Origin of the sequence: Aquipuribacter aurantiacus, assembly GCF_051216895.1 — a bacterium.
Taxonomy (GTDB): Bacteria; Actinomycetota; Actinomycetes; order Actinomycetales; family JBBAYJ01; genus Aquipuribacter.
Window position 1 is genome coordinate 307906 of sequence record NZ_JBPKAO010000001.1, and the last position, 14724, is coordinate 322629.

At 73.3% G+C, this 14724-nt stretch carries 11 protein-coding genes and 1 tRNA gene; 10 read left to right on the top strand and 2 right to left on the bottom strand.

Annotation, left to right across the window (positions count from 1 at the left end):
• Window positions 1–80 precede the first annotated feature (80 nt).
• Window positions 81–1550 (top strand): LCP family protein, encoded by a 1470-nt coding sequence (locus tag ACR80Q_RS01525; RefSeq protein WP_435375776.1) that lies wholly within the window; start codon window positions 81–83, stop codon window positions 1548–1550.
• A 59-nt stretch (window positions 1551–1609) separates the two neighbouring features.
• A tRNA-Ser gene (locus tag ACR80Q_RS01530) sits at window positions 1610–1698 on the top strand.
• Between the two features lie 64 nt (window positions 1699–1762).
• Here ACR80Q_RS01530 and ACR80Q_RS01535 read toward each other — a convergent pair.
• Both ACR80Q_RS01535 and ACR80Q_RS01540 read right to left on the bottom strand, forming a co-directional pair.
• Complete coding sequence (locus tag ACR80Q_RS01535; protein ID WP_435376038.1) at window positions 1763–3946, bottom strand: penicillin-binding transpeptidase domain-containing protein; 2184 nt, start codon at window positions 3944–3946, stop codon at window positions 1763–1765.
• 35 nt (window positions 3947–3981) lie between these two features.
• On the bottom strand, window positions 3982–5859 hold the full coding sequence (locus ACR80Q_RS01540) for a phosphoenolpyruvate carboxykinase (GTP) (protein WP_435375777.1): 1878 nt from the start codon (window positions 5857–5859) through the stop codon (window positions 3982–3984).
• A gap of 288 nt (window positions 5860–6147) precedes the next feature.
• Between ACR80Q_RS01540 and ACR80Q_RS01545 the strand changes: the two genes are divergently transcribed.
• Genes ACR80Q_RS01545 through ACR80Q_RS01580 form a run of 8 tightly spaced genes read left to right on the top strand, consistent with a single transcriptional unit; the run spans window position 6148 to window position 14723 of the window.
• Window positions 6148–7521 carry an ABC transporter substrate-binding protein gene (locus ACR80Q_RS01545; RefSeq protein ID WP_435375778.1) on the top strand — a complete coding sequence of 458 codons (1374 nt, stop codon included), beginning with the start codon at window positions 6148–6150 and terminating at the stop codon, window positions 7519–7521.
• Window positions 7518–8285, top strand: coding sequence for an ABC transporter ATP-binding protein (locus ACR80Q_RS01550; protein ID WP_435375779.1), 768 nt, complete (start codon window positions 7518–7520; stop codon window positions 8283–8285). Before ACR80Q_RS01545 ends, ACR80Q_RS01550 begins: the two co-directional genes overlap by 4 nt.
• Window positions 8282–8989: an ABC transporter ATP-binding protein gene (locus ACR80Q_RS01555; RefSeq protein ID WP_435375780.1), complete on the top strand. Its 708-nt coding sequence runs from the start codon at window positions 8282–8284 to the stop codon at window positions 8987–8989. Before ACR80Q_RS01550 ends, ACR80Q_RS01555 begins: the two co-directional genes overlap by 4 nt.
• Window positions 8986–9852 carry a branched-chain amino acid ABC transporter permease gene (locus ACR80Q_RS01560; RefSeq protein WP_435375781.1) on the top strand — a complete coding sequence of 289 codons (867 nt, stop codon included), beginning with the start codon at window positions 8986–8988 and terminating at the stop codon, window positions 9850–9852. Before ACR80Q_RS01555 ends, ACR80Q_RS01560 begins: the two co-directional genes overlap by 4 nt.
• A complete protein-coding gene (locus tag ACR80Q_RS01565; protein ID WP_435375782.1) occupies window positions 9849–10901 on the top strand; it encodes a branched-chain amino acid ABC transporter permease in 1053 nt (350 codons plus the stop codon). Before ACR80Q_RS01560 ends, ACR80Q_RS01565 begins: the two co-directional genes overlap by 4 nt.
• On the top strand, window positions 10898–11986 hold the full coding sequence (locus ACR80Q_RS01570; protein ID WP_435375783.1) for a maleylacetate reductase: 1089 nt from the start codon (window positions 10898–10900) through the stop codon (window positions 11984–11986). The genes ACR80Q_RS01565 and ACR80Q_RS01570 overlap by 4 nt, the downstream gene beginning before the upstream one ends.
• Window positions 11983–12954 (top strand): dioxygenase family protein, encoded by a 972-nt coding sequence (locus tag ACR80Q_RS01575; protein ID WP_435375784.1) that lies wholly within the window; start codon window positions 11983–11985, stop codon window positions 12952–12954. The genes ACR80Q_RS01570 and ACR80Q_RS01575 overlap by 4 nt, the downstream gene beginning before the upstream one ends.
• Complete coding sequence (locus ACR80Q_RS01580) at window positions 12951–14723, top strand: FAD-dependent oxidoreductase (protein ID WP_435375785.1); 1773 nt, start codon at window positions 12951–12953, stop codon at window positions 14721–14723. The genes ACR80Q_RS01575 and ACR80Q_RS01580 overlap by 4 nt, the downstream gene beginning before the upstream one ends.
• Window position 14724 lies beyond the last annotated feature (1 nt).

Genomic DNA, 14724 nt, shown 5'->3' on the forward strand with positions numbered 1-14724 from the left:
GGCCGGGGCAGGGATGACCCGGCCGCGAGCGAACCACGAGCCCGTCCGGAGCGCCCGGCGGAGCAGGATACGGCGGTGAGATGAGCACGATCGCGCGCGGCCGCCACGTCCGTGACCCGCGGCACCCGCTGCTCCGGGTGCTGCTGCGCGGCGTGGCCACGGTGCTGGCCGCCGTCCTGGTGGTGGGCGGCACGGCCGCGGCCGTCCTCTACCGCCAGCTCGAGGGCAACATCCAGGCCGCCGACGTCGAGGAGCTCATCGGGGAGGACCGCCCGACGCCGGTCCCCGAGGCCGAGGACGCGCTCAACATCCTGGTCCTCGGCGCCGACAAGGCCGGCAGTGAGAGCGACGACCTGGGCGCCGGCGAGCAGGACCGGCGGGCCGACACCACGATCCTGCTGCACCTGGCCGCCGACCGCAGCCGCGCCAACCTGGTGAGCATCCCCCGGGACTCCATGGTCCAGGGCCCCGAGTGCCAGCTGTCGGACGGCACCACGTCCCCGGGGGGCCTGATCCAGATCAACTCCGCCTTCGCGGTGGGCGGTGCGGCCTGCACCATCGAGACCGTCGAGGCGCTCACGGGTGTGCCCATCAACCACTACGTCGTCGTCGACTTCGAGGGGTTCACGGCCATCGTGGACGCCCTCGGCGGGGTCAGCGTGTGTCTCCCGGAGCCGATCGACGACCGGTTGTCCGGTCTGGACCTGCCCGCTGGTGAGCAGGTCGTCGAGGGTGAGCAGGCGCTGGCCTACGTCCGGGTGCGCAAGATCGGCGACGGGTCCGACCTGGGGCGCATCGAGCGGCAGCAGGCGTTCCTGTCGTCCATGATCCAGCAGGCCACCAGCACCGGTCTGCTGACCCGACCGGACCGGCTGATCGGGGTCCTGGACGCCGGGACCAAGTCGTTGACCACCGACCCGGAGCTGGCCAGCATCACCGAGCTGGCCCGCATCGCCCGCTCGGTGCAGGCGCTGCCGCCGGAGGACGTGTCCTTTGTGACGGTCCCCAACGAGCCGTGGCCGCAGGACGAGAACCGCGTGGTGTGGACCCCGGACGCCGAGCTGATCTGGGAGGCGCTGCGCAACGACGAACCGCTGCCGGGCGAGCAGTCCGAGGTCGAGCCCAGCGCGCCCGCGACCAGCGCGCCGCCGCCGGTGCCGTTGACGGTGGCCCCCGACGAGATCGTCGTGGACGTGGCCAACGCGGGTGCCCCCGGCGGCTGGGCCACCGACACCGCCACGGACCTGCGCACGCTGGGCTTCCAGGTGGGGTCGATCGTCAACTCCGACGAGGAGGTAACCGGGGTCAAGGTGCTGGTGCCCACCGGTCAGGACGAGGCGGCGCTGACCGTGGCGGCGGCGTTCGAGGGCAGCGAGCTGGTGCGCGACAGCGACGTGCCCGCCATCACCGTCCAGCTGGGTGACGGGGCCGGGTTCGTGCAGGAGGTGCCCAACCGGCTGGGCACCGTCCCCCTCCCCGGGCGCACGCTGCCCGAGGCGCCCACCCCCAGCATCGAGGTCCGCGCGGCCGACCAGGACATCTGCGGCTGACGCTGGTGGCGCCGCGCCGGTGGGGGTCATGGCTCTCCACCCGTTACGCTGCTCCACGAGGAGGCGTCGCCTAGTGGCCTATGGCGCCCGCCTGCTAAGCGGGTTGAGGGTATAAGCCCTCTCGCGGGTTCAAATCCCGCCGCCTCCGCACGGAAGGTCCGGCCCGGTCCCCCACCACGGGGTGCCGGGCCGGACCTCGTCCGGGCCGGTCGTCACTGCAGCAGCCGCAGGAACGTCTCCGCGACCGGGACCGCCACCCGGCTGCCCGACCCGCCGTCCTCCACCAGGACGGCGAACGCGACGTCGCCCTGGAAGCCGATGACCCAGGCGTGGGTCCCGGGCGGGACCTCGGTCCCGTACTCGGCCGTGCCGGTCTTGGCGTGCACCGGCTCGCCCGGGACGTCCTCCAGGGCCGAGGCCGAGCCGTCGGTGACCGCCCCTCGCATCAGCTCGCGCACGGTCGCGGCCTGCGCGGGGTCGAGCGCCGGCGGCGGGGGCGACGCCTCGGGCGCCGGGTCGAGCACCAACCGCGGGGCGGTCCAGGTGCCGCCGGCGAAGGTGGCCGCGACCTGGGCCATCGCCATCGGGCTGGCGAGCACGCGGCCCTGGCCGATGCTGGCGGCGGCCAGCTCGACGGCGGACTCCTCGTCGGGGACGTCCCCGGTGGCCACGGTCGTCCCGGGCGACCACTCGCCGCCCAGGCCCACGGTCGCGGCGGCCGCCCCCAGGACACCGGGCTCGAGCCGGTCGGACAGGCCGACGAAGGCCGTGTTGCAGGACCGGGCGAAGTCGGTGGCGAACGGCACGTCGCCGAGCTGGCTGTCCTCGACGTTGCTGAACGCGCGCCCCTCCACCGTCGCGGTCTGCGGGCACGGCACCACCTCGTCGGGCGTGAGCCCGGTCCCCAGCAGGGCCAGCGTGCTGACCGTCTTGAAGGTCGACCCGGGCGGGTAGGTGCCGGTCAGGGCCCGGTCGGTCCCGGTGGCCGGGGTGTTGGCGACCGCGAGGACGTCGCCGGTCGGGACGTCGATCGCGACGAGCGCGGCGTTGCCGTTGCCCTCCGCGGCCGAGGCGAGGGCCTGGTCCGCAGCGGTCTGCACGGTCTCGTCCAGGGACAGCGCCAGGTCGGCCCCGGGCGTGGGCTCGGCCGTGAACAGCCCGGTCGTCTGCTCGCCGACGACGGAGACCACGCTGAACCCTGCCTGCCCAGACAGGTGCTCGTCGTACCGGCGCTGCAGCCCGGACAGACCGACGACGTCGCCGGCCAGGACCCGCCCGTCCGAGGCCTCGACGATCTCGGCCGTGGCCTGACCGCTTCGGCCCAGGGTGGGGCGGGCGAACTCGGTGGTCGGGGCCAGGGGGAGGGTGCCCTCGCGGAACACGACGCCCTCCTGCGCGCGGACCTCGTCGCGGACGGGGTCGTAGTCCTCCCGGCGCAGCGTGATCACGGGGACGAAGTCGTCCGGGCCCGCGGCCTGCACCCGCTCGGCGAGCCCGGCGCCGTCGACGCCCGGGACGTCCGAGAGGGCGGCGCCGTCGACGCCCAGAACGTCCGAGAGGGCGGCGGTGACGGTGCCCAGGACGTCCGAGAGGGCGGCGCCGTCGACGCCCAGGACGTCCGAGAGGGCGGCGGTGACGGTGCCCAGGTCGCCCACGCGTGAGGGCTGGATGCCGATGTCGACCACGGCACGCTCCGCGACCAGCGGCTCGCCGTCGCGACCCAGGACGGTGCCGCGGGTCGCGGGCTCGCGCTCGGCGGCCAGCACGGCGTCCTCCGTCAGGCCCGGGGCGACCGTCATCGCGGTGAAGGTGGTGCCCCACTCCCCGCCCGAGGTGTCGAAGGCGCCCCGGATGCTGTCGACGTCCTCGGTCGAGGTCTGCCGCGCCTCGACGGTGGTGTCGTAGGTCCAGCCGAACGGCCAGGTCACGGTGAGGGTGGCGCTGGCGGTACCACCGCTGCGGGTGACGTCGCCCACCGCCACGGACTCCGGCCAGACGGGGCGGGGCACGTCGGACTCCTCGGTCGGGGCCGCACCCTCGTCGGTGGCGGCGCCTTCGTCGGTGGTGGCGTCGTCGACCGGCTCGGAGGGCGCCGGGGAGGCCCCGGGAGAGGCCGCGACCGACGCCTCGCCCGTAGCGGCGTCGTCGGGGCTCTGCGCCCCGACGACGTCGGTCAGCCCGGTGGTCAGCGCCGTGTAGTCGACCTGGTCGCCCAGACCGACCAGGTCCTGCCCCTGCCAGGCGTCCGCCAGGTCCTGCACCGCCTGCTCGGCGGCGGCGTCGCGGTTGTCCTCCCGCTGCCCCGGGACGACGGCGACCGCGTAGGCCGCCACCGCCCCTCCCGCCAGGATCACGACCACGCCGACGACCCACCACACCCAGCCCCGAGACCCCATCACGCGGGCGATGCTGCCACGGGGCCGGGAGGGCGTCAGCCGGTGAGGCGCTGGCGCAGGGTGTCGAGCTCGGTGCGCAGGGTGGACGGCAGGGTGTCGCCGAAGGTGTCGAACCAGCGCTGGATCTCCGGCAGCTCCCGGGACCACTCGTCGACGTCGACCCGCAGCGCCGCGGCCAGGGTCTCGTCGTCGAGGTCCAGCCCGTCGGTGTCGATGGCGCCGTAGGTGGGGACGCGGCCGATCGCGGTGTCCTTCGCGGCGGCGCGGCCCTCGAGGCGGTCCACGACCCACTTGAGGACGCGCCCGTTCTCCCCGAACCCCGGCCACAGGAACGAACCGTCCTCGCCGCGGCGGAACCAGTTGACGTAGAAGATCCGCGGCATCTTGTCGGCGTCGGCGTTCTTGGCCATGTCGAGCCAGTGGCCGAAGTAGTCGCCCGCGTCGTAGCCGATGAACGGGAGCATGGCCATCGGGTCGCGACGGACCACGCCGACCTTTCCGGTGGCCGCGGCCGTCGTCTCGCTGGACAGCGTCGCACCCATGAACACCCCGTGCGCCCAGTCCCGGGCCTCGGTGACGAGCGGGATGGTGGTGCGGCGCCGGCCGCCGAACAGGATCGCCGAGATGGGCACCCCGCGCGGGTCCTCGTACTCCTTCGCGAGCACCGGGCACTGGTTGATCGGGGTGCAGAAACGGCTGTTGGGGTGCGACGACGGCTGGTCGGAGTCCGGCGTCCAGTCCTCACCGTGCCAGTCGGTGAGGTGCGCCGGGGCGTCCTCGGTCATCCCCTCCCACCAGACGTCGCCGTCGTCGGTCAGGGCGACGTTGGTGAACAGCGAGTTGCCCTTCGCGATCGTCCGCATCGCGTTGGGGTTGGTGGTCCAGCCGGTGCCCGGGGCGACCCCGAACAGGCCGAACTCGGGGTTGGACGCCCACAGCCGTCCGTCGTCGCCGAAGCGCATCCAGGCGATGTCGTCGCCGAGGGTCTCGACCTCCCAGCCCGGGATCGTGGGCTCCAGCATGGCCAGGTTGGTCTTGCCGCAGGCGCTCGGGAACGCCGCCGCGACGTAGTGGGTCTCCTGCTGCGGGCTGGTCAGCTTGAGGATGAGCATGTGCTCGGCGAGCCAGCCCTCGTCGCGGGCCATCACCGACGCGATCCGCAGCGAGTAGCACTTCTTGCCCAGCAGGGCGTTGCCGCCGTAGCCGGAGCCGTAGGACCAGATCATCCGCTCCTCGGGGAACTGGACGATGTACTTGGTCTCGTTGCTGGGCCAGGCGACGTCGGTCTCGCCGTCGCCCAGCGGCATGCCGACGGAGTGCAGGCACGGCACGAAGTCGGCCTCACGCTCCTCGAGGGCGGCCAGCACCTCCGCGCCCATCCGGGTCATGATGCGCATGGACGCCACGACGTACGGCGAGTCGGTGATCTCGACGCCGAACATGGTGGGCGTCATGTCGAGGCGGCCCATGACGAACGGGACGACGTACATCGTCCGGCCCCGCATCGAGCCGTCGTACAGCTCGGTGAGGACGCCCTTCATCTCGGCCGGGTCCATCCAGTTGTTGGTGGGGCCGGCGTCCGCGGGGTCCACGGAGCAGATGAAGGTCCGGTCCTCGACGCGGGCGACGTCGGTCGGGTCGGAGGTGGCCAGGAAGCTGTTGGGCTTGGCCGCCAGGCGGGTGAGCGTGCCGGCCTCGACCATCGCGTCGGTGAGCTCGGTCCACTCCGCGTCGCTCCCGTCGCAGACCCGGACGCGGTCGGGGGTGGTCAGCGCGACGACCTCCTCGATCCAGGCCTGCAGCCGGTCATGGGTGCTCCAGCGCGGGGCGGCCGAGGCGCGGCCCTGACGTGCGGCGGGCGCGTCCCCGGTCGTCGTGGTGGTGGCGTGCGTCCTGGGGGCATCGACGGTCATCGCTCTCGTCCTCCTGTTGGTGGTCCATGGCCGAGGGGTGGTGGCCGAGATGGCGACGCTAGGCCCGCCACGGGCGCGCAGCGGGCCGATGAGACGCCGGTCACGGTGAGTGAGATCACCCACCCGTCCCGACGAATTGCCAGGTGAGAGCCGCGTCACCGCCCGCGCCGGGGGGATCGGGGCGACGGGTTGGGAGGAACTGGTTGACAGGTGAAGCAGGCGGGGTGTGTGCTGTTCTGCAGCCGCACACACGTTCGCTCTGCGAACCGTTGCCAATGGAGGCAACCCATGCGCTCGACCATCCCTGCATCCCCGTCCTCCCCCTCCGGCCCGCCGCGGCGCGCCGTCCTGCACGGGACCACGGCCGTGGCGGCCGTCGGCGCCCTGGGCCTGGCCGGCTGCGCCGACCAGCTGCGCAGCGACACCGGCTCCGACGCGGGGGCCTCCGCCGCCCCGGCCGCCTCCGGTGACGCCACCGCCGAGGCCCGCACCATCAAGATCGGCTACGTCACGCCGCAGACGGGGCCGCTGGCCCCGTTCGGCGAGGCCGACAGCTTCGTCATCGAGGCCCTGACGGCGTACTTCGCCGAGAACGGCATCACCACCGGCGCCGGCGTCAGCCAGGTCGAGATCATCGTCAAGGACACCCAGTCCGACTCCACCGTCGCCGGCGACGCCGCGGCCGACCTGATCCTCACCGACCAGGTCGACCTCGTCCTGGCCGGCTCCACGCCCGACACCGTCAACCCCGTCGCCGACCAGTGCGAGGCCAACGGCGTGCCCTGCCTGAGCAGCCTGGCCCCGTGGCAGCCGTTCTTCTTCGGTCGCGGCGGCGACCCCGAGGCGCCGTTCGCCTGGACCTACCACTTCTTCTGGGGGCTCGAGGACGTCATCGCCGTGTTCCTCGACATGTGGGACTCGGTCGAGACCAACAAGGTCGTCGGCGCGCTGTGGCCCAACGACCCCGACGGCAACGCCTGGGGCGACCCCGAGCTCGGGTTCCTCCCGCCGATCACCGAGCGCGGCTACACGCTGGTCGACCCCGGCTTCTACGCCAACGGCACGCAGGACTTCACGGCGCAGATCTCGCAGTTCAAGGAGGCCGGCGTCGAGATCCTCGTCGGCGTCCCGATCCCGCCCGACTTCACGACGTTCTGGAACCAGGCCGGCCAGCAGGACTTCACCCCGACCATGGCCACGGTCGGCAAGGCGCTGCTGTTCCCCAGCAGCATCACCGCGGTCGGCGACCGGGGCGACAACCTGTCCAGCGAGGTCTGGTGGAGCCCGTCGCACCCGTTCACGTCCAGCCTGACCGGTCAGACGTCGGCCGAGCTGGCCGAGGCCTGGACCGAGGCCACCGGCGCGCCCTGGACCCAGCCCATCGGCTTCGTGCACGCGCTGTTCGAGGTCGCCGTGGCCGCGTTCGCCCAGACGTCCGGCCCCGACGACAAGCAGGGCCTGGTCGACGCGCTCGCCGCGCTGAACGTGGACACCGTCGTCGGCACCGTGGACTGGACGTCCGGCCCGGTGCCCAACGTCGCGAAGACGCAGCTGGTCGGCGGGCAGTGGCGCACCGGTGGCAGCGACCCGGACCTGGTCATCGTGTCCAACGCCCAGGCCACCGACATCCCGACCGCCGGAGAGGTCGAGGAGCTGGCGTGAGCGGACCGCTGCTGCAGGCGACCGGGCTGAGCGTCAGCTTCGGTCGCCTGCAGGTGCTCGACGGCGTCGACCTGCACGTCGCCGCCGGGGAGACCCTGGGCATCGTCGGTCCCAACGGGGCCGGCAAGTCCACCCTGCTCAACGTCGTTACCGGCGTGCTGCGCCCCGACGCCGGCACGGTCCGGCTCGACGGGCGTGACGTGACCCGGGACCCGGCGCACGTGCGCTGCCGGGACGGCATCGGCCGCAGCTACCAGGTGCCACGGCCGTTCGGGCAGATGACCGTGCTGGAGAACGTCCTGGTGTCGGCCACGTTCGGGGCGGGGCTGCGTCGTCGGGCCGCTCGCGGGGCGGCCGTGGAGGTGCTGGAGCAGCTGGACCTGCTGCACTGCGCCGACACCCCCGCCGGCGCGCTGCCGTTGCTGGACCGCAAGCGGCTGGAGCTGGCGCGGGCGATGGCGAGCCGACCGCGGCTGGTGCTGCTGGACGAGATCGCGGGTGGCCTGACCGAGCAGGAGGTGCCCGAGCTGGTGGCCACCGTCGACGGCCTCAAGCGCACCGGCGTGGCCATCGTCTGGATCGAGCACGTCGTCCACGCCCTGCTGGCCGTCGCCGACCGGCTGATGTGCCTGACCTACGGCCACGTCCTGGCCGAGGGCGACCCGCGCGAGGTGATGGCCTCGCCCGAGGTCCGGCGCACGTACCTGGGCACCGCCCCGGACGACCCCGTGACGATCGAGGCAGCGACGGGGACCGACGGATGACCGCCCTGCTGGAGGTCACCGACCTCGAGGTCCGCCACGGTGACCTGCGCGCGGTCCAGGGTGTCTCGCTGCGCGTGGCCGAGGGTGACGTCCTCGCGGTCATCGGCGCCAACGGGGCCGGCAAGTCCACCCTGCTCAGCGCCATCACCGGGCTGCTGCGGCCCAGCGCCGGGCACGTCCGCCTCGCCGGTGACGACGTCACGCGGGTCCGCCCGCACAAGCGGGTCCGGATGGGCATCTCGATGGTGCCGGAGGGGCGTCGGCTGTTCGGCAGCCTGACGGTGGAGGAGAACCTGCAGGTGGGGGCCAGCGCCAAGCGCCCCGGGCCGTGGGACCTCCGGTCGGTCTACGAGCTGTTCCCGCTGGTGGCCGAGCGCCGTGCCCGTCGGGCCGGGGCGATGTCCGGCGGGGAGCAGCAGGCCACCGCCATCGGCCGGGCCCTGATGAGCAACCCGCGCCTGCTGCTGCTGGACGAGGTGTCGCTCGGCCTGGCCCCGGTCGTGGTCAAGCAGCTGTACGCCGCGCTGCCCGCGATCACCGGCAAGGGCACCACCGTGCTGCTCGTCGAGCAGGACGTCCGGCAGGCCTTCGCCGTCGCCGACCACGTGCACTGCATGCTCGAGGGGCGCACGTCGCTCGAGGGCACCAGCAGCGGGGTCTCGATGGAGCAGGTCTCCGCCGCCTACTTCGGGGTGAGGGCATGACGCTGCTCAACGCGGTCGTGCAGGGGCTGCTGCTCGGCGGGCTGTACGCGCTGTTCGCGACCGGGCTGTCGCTGATGTTCGGGGTGATGCGCCTGGTCAACCTGGCCCACGGCGAGGTCGCCGTGCTCGGTGCGTTCGGGTCGCTCGTGCTCGGCACCGCCCTGGGGGTCCACCCGCTGCTGTCGCTGCTGGTCGTCGTCCCGGCCTCCGCGGCCCTGGGGTACCTCACCCAGCGGGTGGTGCTGGACCGGACGGTCGGGCCGAGCCCGCTGCCGTCGCTGCTGGTGACCTTCGGGCTGTCGATCGTGGTGCAGAACCTGCTGCTGGCCACCTTCACCGCCGACCAGCGCCGCCTCGACGTCGGCGCGCTGACCACGGCCAGCTTCCGGGCCGGGGGCCTGTCCGTCGGGTACCTGCCGCTGGCCGTGTTCACCCTCGCCGTGGCCCTGCTGGCCGGGCTGTCGCTGTTCCTGGCGCGCACCAGCCTGGGCCGCATCATCCGCGCCACCAGCGACGACCCGCAGGCCGTGCGGCTCATGGGCGTCGACGCCAAGCACGTCTACGGCGTGGCCGCCGCCATCGCGTTCGCCACGGTGGCGCTCGCGGGGGTGGTCAACGGCATCCAGACCACCTTCACCCCGCTGAGCGGGCCGCTGCTGCTCATCATCGCGTTCGAGGCCGTCATCATCGGCGGGCTCGGCAACGTCTGGGGCACCCTGCTCGGCGGCGTCGTGCTGGGGGTCGCGCAGACCGTCGGGGCCTGGATCGACCCGGCGCAGCAGATCCTCGCCGGGCACCTGGTGTTCCTGCTCGTCCTGGCGCTACGACCGCAGGGCCTGCTGCCGAAGGTGGCCGCGACATGAGCGCCCCCACCGCGCCCGACGCCCCGGCCGCAGCGACGCCGACGCCGCGGGTGGTGCGCGGCGGCCGGACCTCGACCATCGGCACGGGTTCGCTGGTCGCCGTCGTCGTCGCCCTGGCGGTGCTGCCCTACCTGGTGACCTCCGCGACCCTCACGTCGCTGGTGACCCTGTTCGTGTACGTGGTCATCGCCGTCACCTGGAACCTGCTCGCCGGGTACGGCGGCATGGTGTCCGTCGGCCAGCAGGCCTACATCGGGCTCGGCGCCTACGGCCTGGTCGTGGCCTCCGACATCGTCGGCATCGACCCGTTCCTGGCCGTCCCGCTCGCCGCCGTCGTCGCCGGGCTGGTCTCGATCCCCGTCTCGTTCCTGGCCTTCCGCCTCGTCGGGGGCTACTTCGCCATCGGCACCTGGGTGATCGCCGAGGTGTTCCGGCTGGTCGTCGTCCAGTTCCGCGAGGTCGGCGCCGGGTCGGGCACGTCGCTGCGCTCGCTGGCCGGCACCGACGCCGGGCTCCGGATCGCGTTCACCTACTGGTGCGCCCTGATCGTCGTGGTCGCGGTCGTCGCGGGCACGGTCTGGCTCATCTCCTCGCGCCTCGGCATCGCGCTCACCGCCGTCCGTGACGACGCCACCGCCGCGGCCAGCAACGGCATCGACGTCACCCGGGTCAAGCGGGTCGTCTTCGTGGCCTCCGCCGCCGGGGCCGGGGCGGCGGGCGCGCTGCTGGCGCTGTCCAGCCTGCGGGTCCAGCCCGACAGCGTGTTCAGCGTGCAGTGGACGGCGTTCATGGTGTTCATGGTCGTCATCGGCGGGGTCGGCACCCTGGAGGGCCCGCTGGTGGGGGCCCTGGTGTTCTTCGCCCTGCAGGAGACCCTGTCCGACCTCGGGTCGGTGTACCTGGTGATCCTCGGGGTGATCGCGATCCTCGTCGTCCTGCTCGCCCCCCGCGGCGTCTGGGGCCTGCTCGACCCGCACCGCCGGCACGGGCTGTTCCCCGTCGGTCACCGGCTCGCCACCGCCGTCAGCACACGGAAGGCACGCGCATGACCTTCACGTACTCCTCGCTCCGGACCCGGGTCGTGTTCGGCCCCGGCGTCGCCCGCACCCGGCTGCTGGAGGAGGTCGACCGGCTCGGGGCCGTCCGCGTCCTCGTCGTCGCGGGCGAGGCGGAGGTGCCGCTGGCACGCGAGCTCGCCGCCCCGCTGGGCGAGCGGGTGGTGGGCTGGTTCGACGACGTCCGCCAGCACGTGCCGCTCGCCTGCGCCGAGGCCGCCCGGGCCATGGCCCGCGAGACCCAGGCAGACCTCGTCCTGTCGGTCGGCGGCGGGTCGACCACCGGTACGGCCAAGGCCGTCGCCCTCACCGACTCCCTGCCCGTGCTGGCCGTGCCGACCACCTACGCCGGGTCGGAGATGACGAACGTCTGGGGCCTGACCCAGGACGGCCGCAAGAGGACGGGCGTGGCCGACGTGGTCGCGCCGCGCACCGTCGTCTACGACCCCGAGCTGACCGTCGGTCTGCCCGCGGACCTCAGCGCCGCCAGCGGCATGAACGCCATGGCGCACTGCGTCGAGGCCGTCTGGGGGCCGGGGGCCAACCCCGTCACCGACCTGATGGCGCTCGAGGGGGTCACGGCGCTGCGCCGAGGTCTGCCCGCCGTGCTGGCCGACGGCCGCGACGTCGACGCCCGATCCGACGTGCTCTACGGCGCCTGGCTGTCCGGGACGGCGTTCGCCGCCGCCGGGTCCGGGTTGCACCACAAGACCTGCCACGTCCTCGGCGGCGCGTTCGACCTGCCGCACGCCGCGATGCACGCCGTCGTCCTGCCCCACGTCCTCGCCTTCCAGGTCCCGGCGCTGGGGGAGCGGGCCACCCGGCTGGGCCGGGCGCTGGGCGAGGAGACCGACCCGGTCGGTGCGCTGGCCCGCCTGGACGACGCGATCGGCATCCCCGCCGGGCTGCGCGACGTCGGCCTGGCCGAGGGCGACCTGGACGAGGCGGTACGCCTGGTCGCCGACACGGTCGCCGACGGCGCGATACCCAACCCCCGACCCATCAGCCGCGCCGACGTGGACGCCCTGGTGCGTGCCGCGTGGGCCGGGCGCCCCGACCCCTCAGGAGCCCACGCATGAACCGGACCAGCCACGCCCCGACCGGACCGACCGCCCCGACCGGACCCACCGACGAGCAGGCCGCCCGCGAGCGCGCCGTCACCGACGCAGTCCTCGCCGGCTTCGCCACCTCGACCGACGCCCGCTACCGCGAGGTGATGACCAGCCTGGTCGAGCACCTGCACGGCTTCGTCCGCGACGTCCGCCTGAGCGAGGCGGAGTGGGCCCAGGCCATCGCGTTCCTGCGCGGCTGCGGCGACATCACGACCGACACCCGGCAGGAGTTCATCCTGCTGTCCGACGTCCTGGGCCTGTCGATGCTGACCATCGGCGTCAACAACCCCGCCACCGGCTCCGGGCCCGGAGCCGCGACCGAGGCCACGGTGTTCGGGCCGTTCTTCGTCGAGGGGAGCCCCGAGACCCCGCTGGGCGGTGACGTCAGCCAGGGCGCCAAGGGTGCGCCCTGCTGGGTCGAGGGCAGCGTCACCGACACGGCCGGTCGACCCGTCGCCGGGGCCCGGATCGAGGTGTGGGAGGCCGACGAGGACGGCTTCTACGACGTCCAGCTCGACGGCGGCGGCACCGAGGGCACGATGACGGGCCGCGGTCACCTGTTCAGCGACGCCGACGGGTCCTACCGGTTCTGGTCGGTGCTGCCCGCCAGCTACCCGATCCCCGACGACGGCCCCGTCGGTGACCTGCTCGCCGCGGCCGGCCGCAGCAGCTACCGCCCCGCCCACATCCACTTCATGGTCACCGCCGACGGCATGCGGACCCTGGTGACCCACGTGTTCGTGGCCGGTGACCCCTACCTGGGCTCCGACGCGGTGTTCGGCGTCAAGGACTCCCTCGTCCTGGACTTCGCCGAGCAGCCGCCGGGCGAGGCGCCGGAGGGCCGCACGGTCGACGGGCCCTGGTACCGCACCCGCTTCGACGTCGTCCTCGCACCCGAGGCACCCACCACCAGCACGGGAGGACCCACCGCATGAGCGCCCTCGAGACCGACGTCCTGGTCATCGGCACCGGCCCCGCCGGCGCGGCGAGCTCGCTCGCCCTGGCCACCTACGGCGTCGAGCACGTCGTCATCACCAAGTACCGGTGGACCGCCAACACCCCGCGCGCCCACATCACCAACCAGCGGACCATGGAGGTGCTGCGCGACCTGGGCGTCGAGGACCAGGTCACCCCGCTCGCCGTGCCTCAGCACCTGATGGGCGACACGGTGTTCTGCACCAGCCTGGCCGGTGACGAGCTGGGCCGGGTCCGCACCTGGGGTACCCACCCGCGGCGGCAGGCCGACTACACGTTGGCCAGCCCGTCGAGCATCTGCGACATCCCGCAGAACCTCATGGAGCCGATCCTGGTCCGCAACGCCGCCGAGCGCGGCGCCCACGTCCGCTTCGACACCGAGTACGTGTCGATGGTGCAGGACGACGACGGCGTCACCGTGACCGTCCGGGACCGGCTGACCGGGACCCAGTACCCGATCCGCGCGAGGTACGTCATCGGCGCCGACGGCGGGCGCTCGCAGGTCGTCACGGACCTCGACCTGCCGTTCGAGGGGCAGATGGACGTCGCGGGGTCCATGAACATCGTGTTCAAGGCCGACCTGTCGAGGTTCGTCGAGCAGCGCCCGTCGATCCTCTACTGGGTGCTGCAGCCCGGCAGCGACGTCGGGGGCATCGGCCTGGGTCTGGTCCGCTGCGTCCGGCCCTGGGACGAGTGGTTGATCGTGTGGGGCTACGACATCGCCTCCACCCCGCCCGTGGTCGACGAGGCGTTCGCGACCACGGTCGTCCACGACCTGGTGGGCGACGACAGCATCGACGTCGAGCTGGTGTCGACCTCGCTGTGGGGCAACAACAAGTGGTACGCCACCGAGAACCGTCGTGGCCGGGTGTTCGCCATGGGCGACGCCACGCACCGGCACCCGCCGAGCAACGGGCTCGGGTCCAACACCAGCATCCAGGACGCCTACAACCTGGCCTGGAAGCTGGCCCACGTGCTGCAGGGCAAGGCCGGGCCCGGGCTGCTCGACTCCTACCAGCCGGAGCGGGCGCCCGTCGCGGAGCAGATCGTGCTGCGGGCCAACAAGTCCATCGAGGAGTTCGGGCCCATCTTCGCCGCGCTCGGCCTGACCGGCACGAACGACCCCGAGGTGATGCGCGCCCGGATCGACGACCGCGCCGACGACACCCCGCAGGCCCGCACCAAGCGCGAGGCGCTGAAGAAGGCGCTGGAGCTCAAGGACTACGAGTTCAACGCCCACGGCGTCGAGCTCGGGCAGCGGTACGCCAGCGGCGCCGTGGTGCCCGACGGCACCCCGGAACCGGCCTACGACCGCGACCCCGAGCTGTACTTCCACCCCACGACGTGGCCCGGGGCGCGGCTGCCCCACGCCTGGCTCGGGCACCGCGGGGGCGAGGGGCACCGCAAGGTCAGCACGCTCGACGTGGCCGGGCACGGCCGGTTCACCCTGTTCACCGGCATCGGCGGGGACGGCTGGGCCATGGCGGCCCAGCGGCTGTCGGCCGAGCTGGGCGTCGAGGTCCACGCAGCCGTCGTCGGTCCCGCCCGGGCCTACACCGACCTGTACGACGACTGGGCGAGGCTGCGCGAGGTCGACGAGGACGGCTGCGTCCTCGTCCGCCCGGACAACCACGTGGCGTGGCGGTCGCTGCAGGTCGTCGAGGACCCGTACCCGGCCCTGCGCGACGTGCTGTGCCAGGTGCTCGACCGCAGCCTCCCGGAGCGCTGAC

Bases quoted from the DNA above. Each gene is read 5' to 3' on its own strand.
- ACR80Q_RS01535 (WP_435376038.1), bottom strand. From the start codon at position 3,946: ATGGGGTCTCGGGGCTGGGTGTGGTGGGTCGTCGGCGTGGTCGTGATC.
- ACR80Q_RS01540 (WP_435375777.1), bottom strand. From the start codon at position 5,859: ATGACCGTCGATGCCCCCAGGACGCACGCCACCACCACGACGACCGGG.
- ACR80Q_RS01555 (WP_435375780.1), top strand. From the start codon at position 8,282: ATGACCGCCCTGCTGGAGGTCACCGACCTCGAGGTCCGCCACGGTGAC.
- ACR80Q_RS01565 (WP_435375782.1), top strand. From the start codon at position 9,849: ATGAGCGCCCCCACCGCGCCCGACGCCCCGGCCGCAGCGACGCCGACG.
- ACR80Q_RS01580 (WP_435375785.1), top strand. From the start codon at position 12,951: ATGAGCGCCCTCGAGACCGACGTCCTGGTCATCGGCACCGGCCCCGCC.
- ACR80Q_RS01545 (WP_435375778.1), top strand. From the start codon at position 6,148: ATGCGCTCGACCATCCCTGCATCCCCGTCCTCCCCCTCCGGCCCGCCG.
- ACR80Q_RS01575 (WP_435375784.1), top strand. From the start codon at position 11,983: ATGAACCGGACCAGCCACGCCCCGACCGGACCGACCGCCCCGACCGGA.
- ACR80Q_RS01525 (WP_435375776.1), top strand. From the start codon at position 81: ATGAGCACGATCGCGCGCGGCCGCCACGTCCGTGACCCGCGGCACCCG.
- ACR80Q_RS01560 (WP_435375781.1), top strand. From the start codon at position 8,986: ATGACGCTGCTCAACGCGGTCGTGCAGGGGCTGCTGCTCGGCGGGCTG.
- ACR80Q_RS01570 (WP_435375783.1), top strand. From the start codon at position 10,898: ATGACCTTCACGTACTCCTCGCTCCGGACCCGGGTCGTGTTCGGCCCC.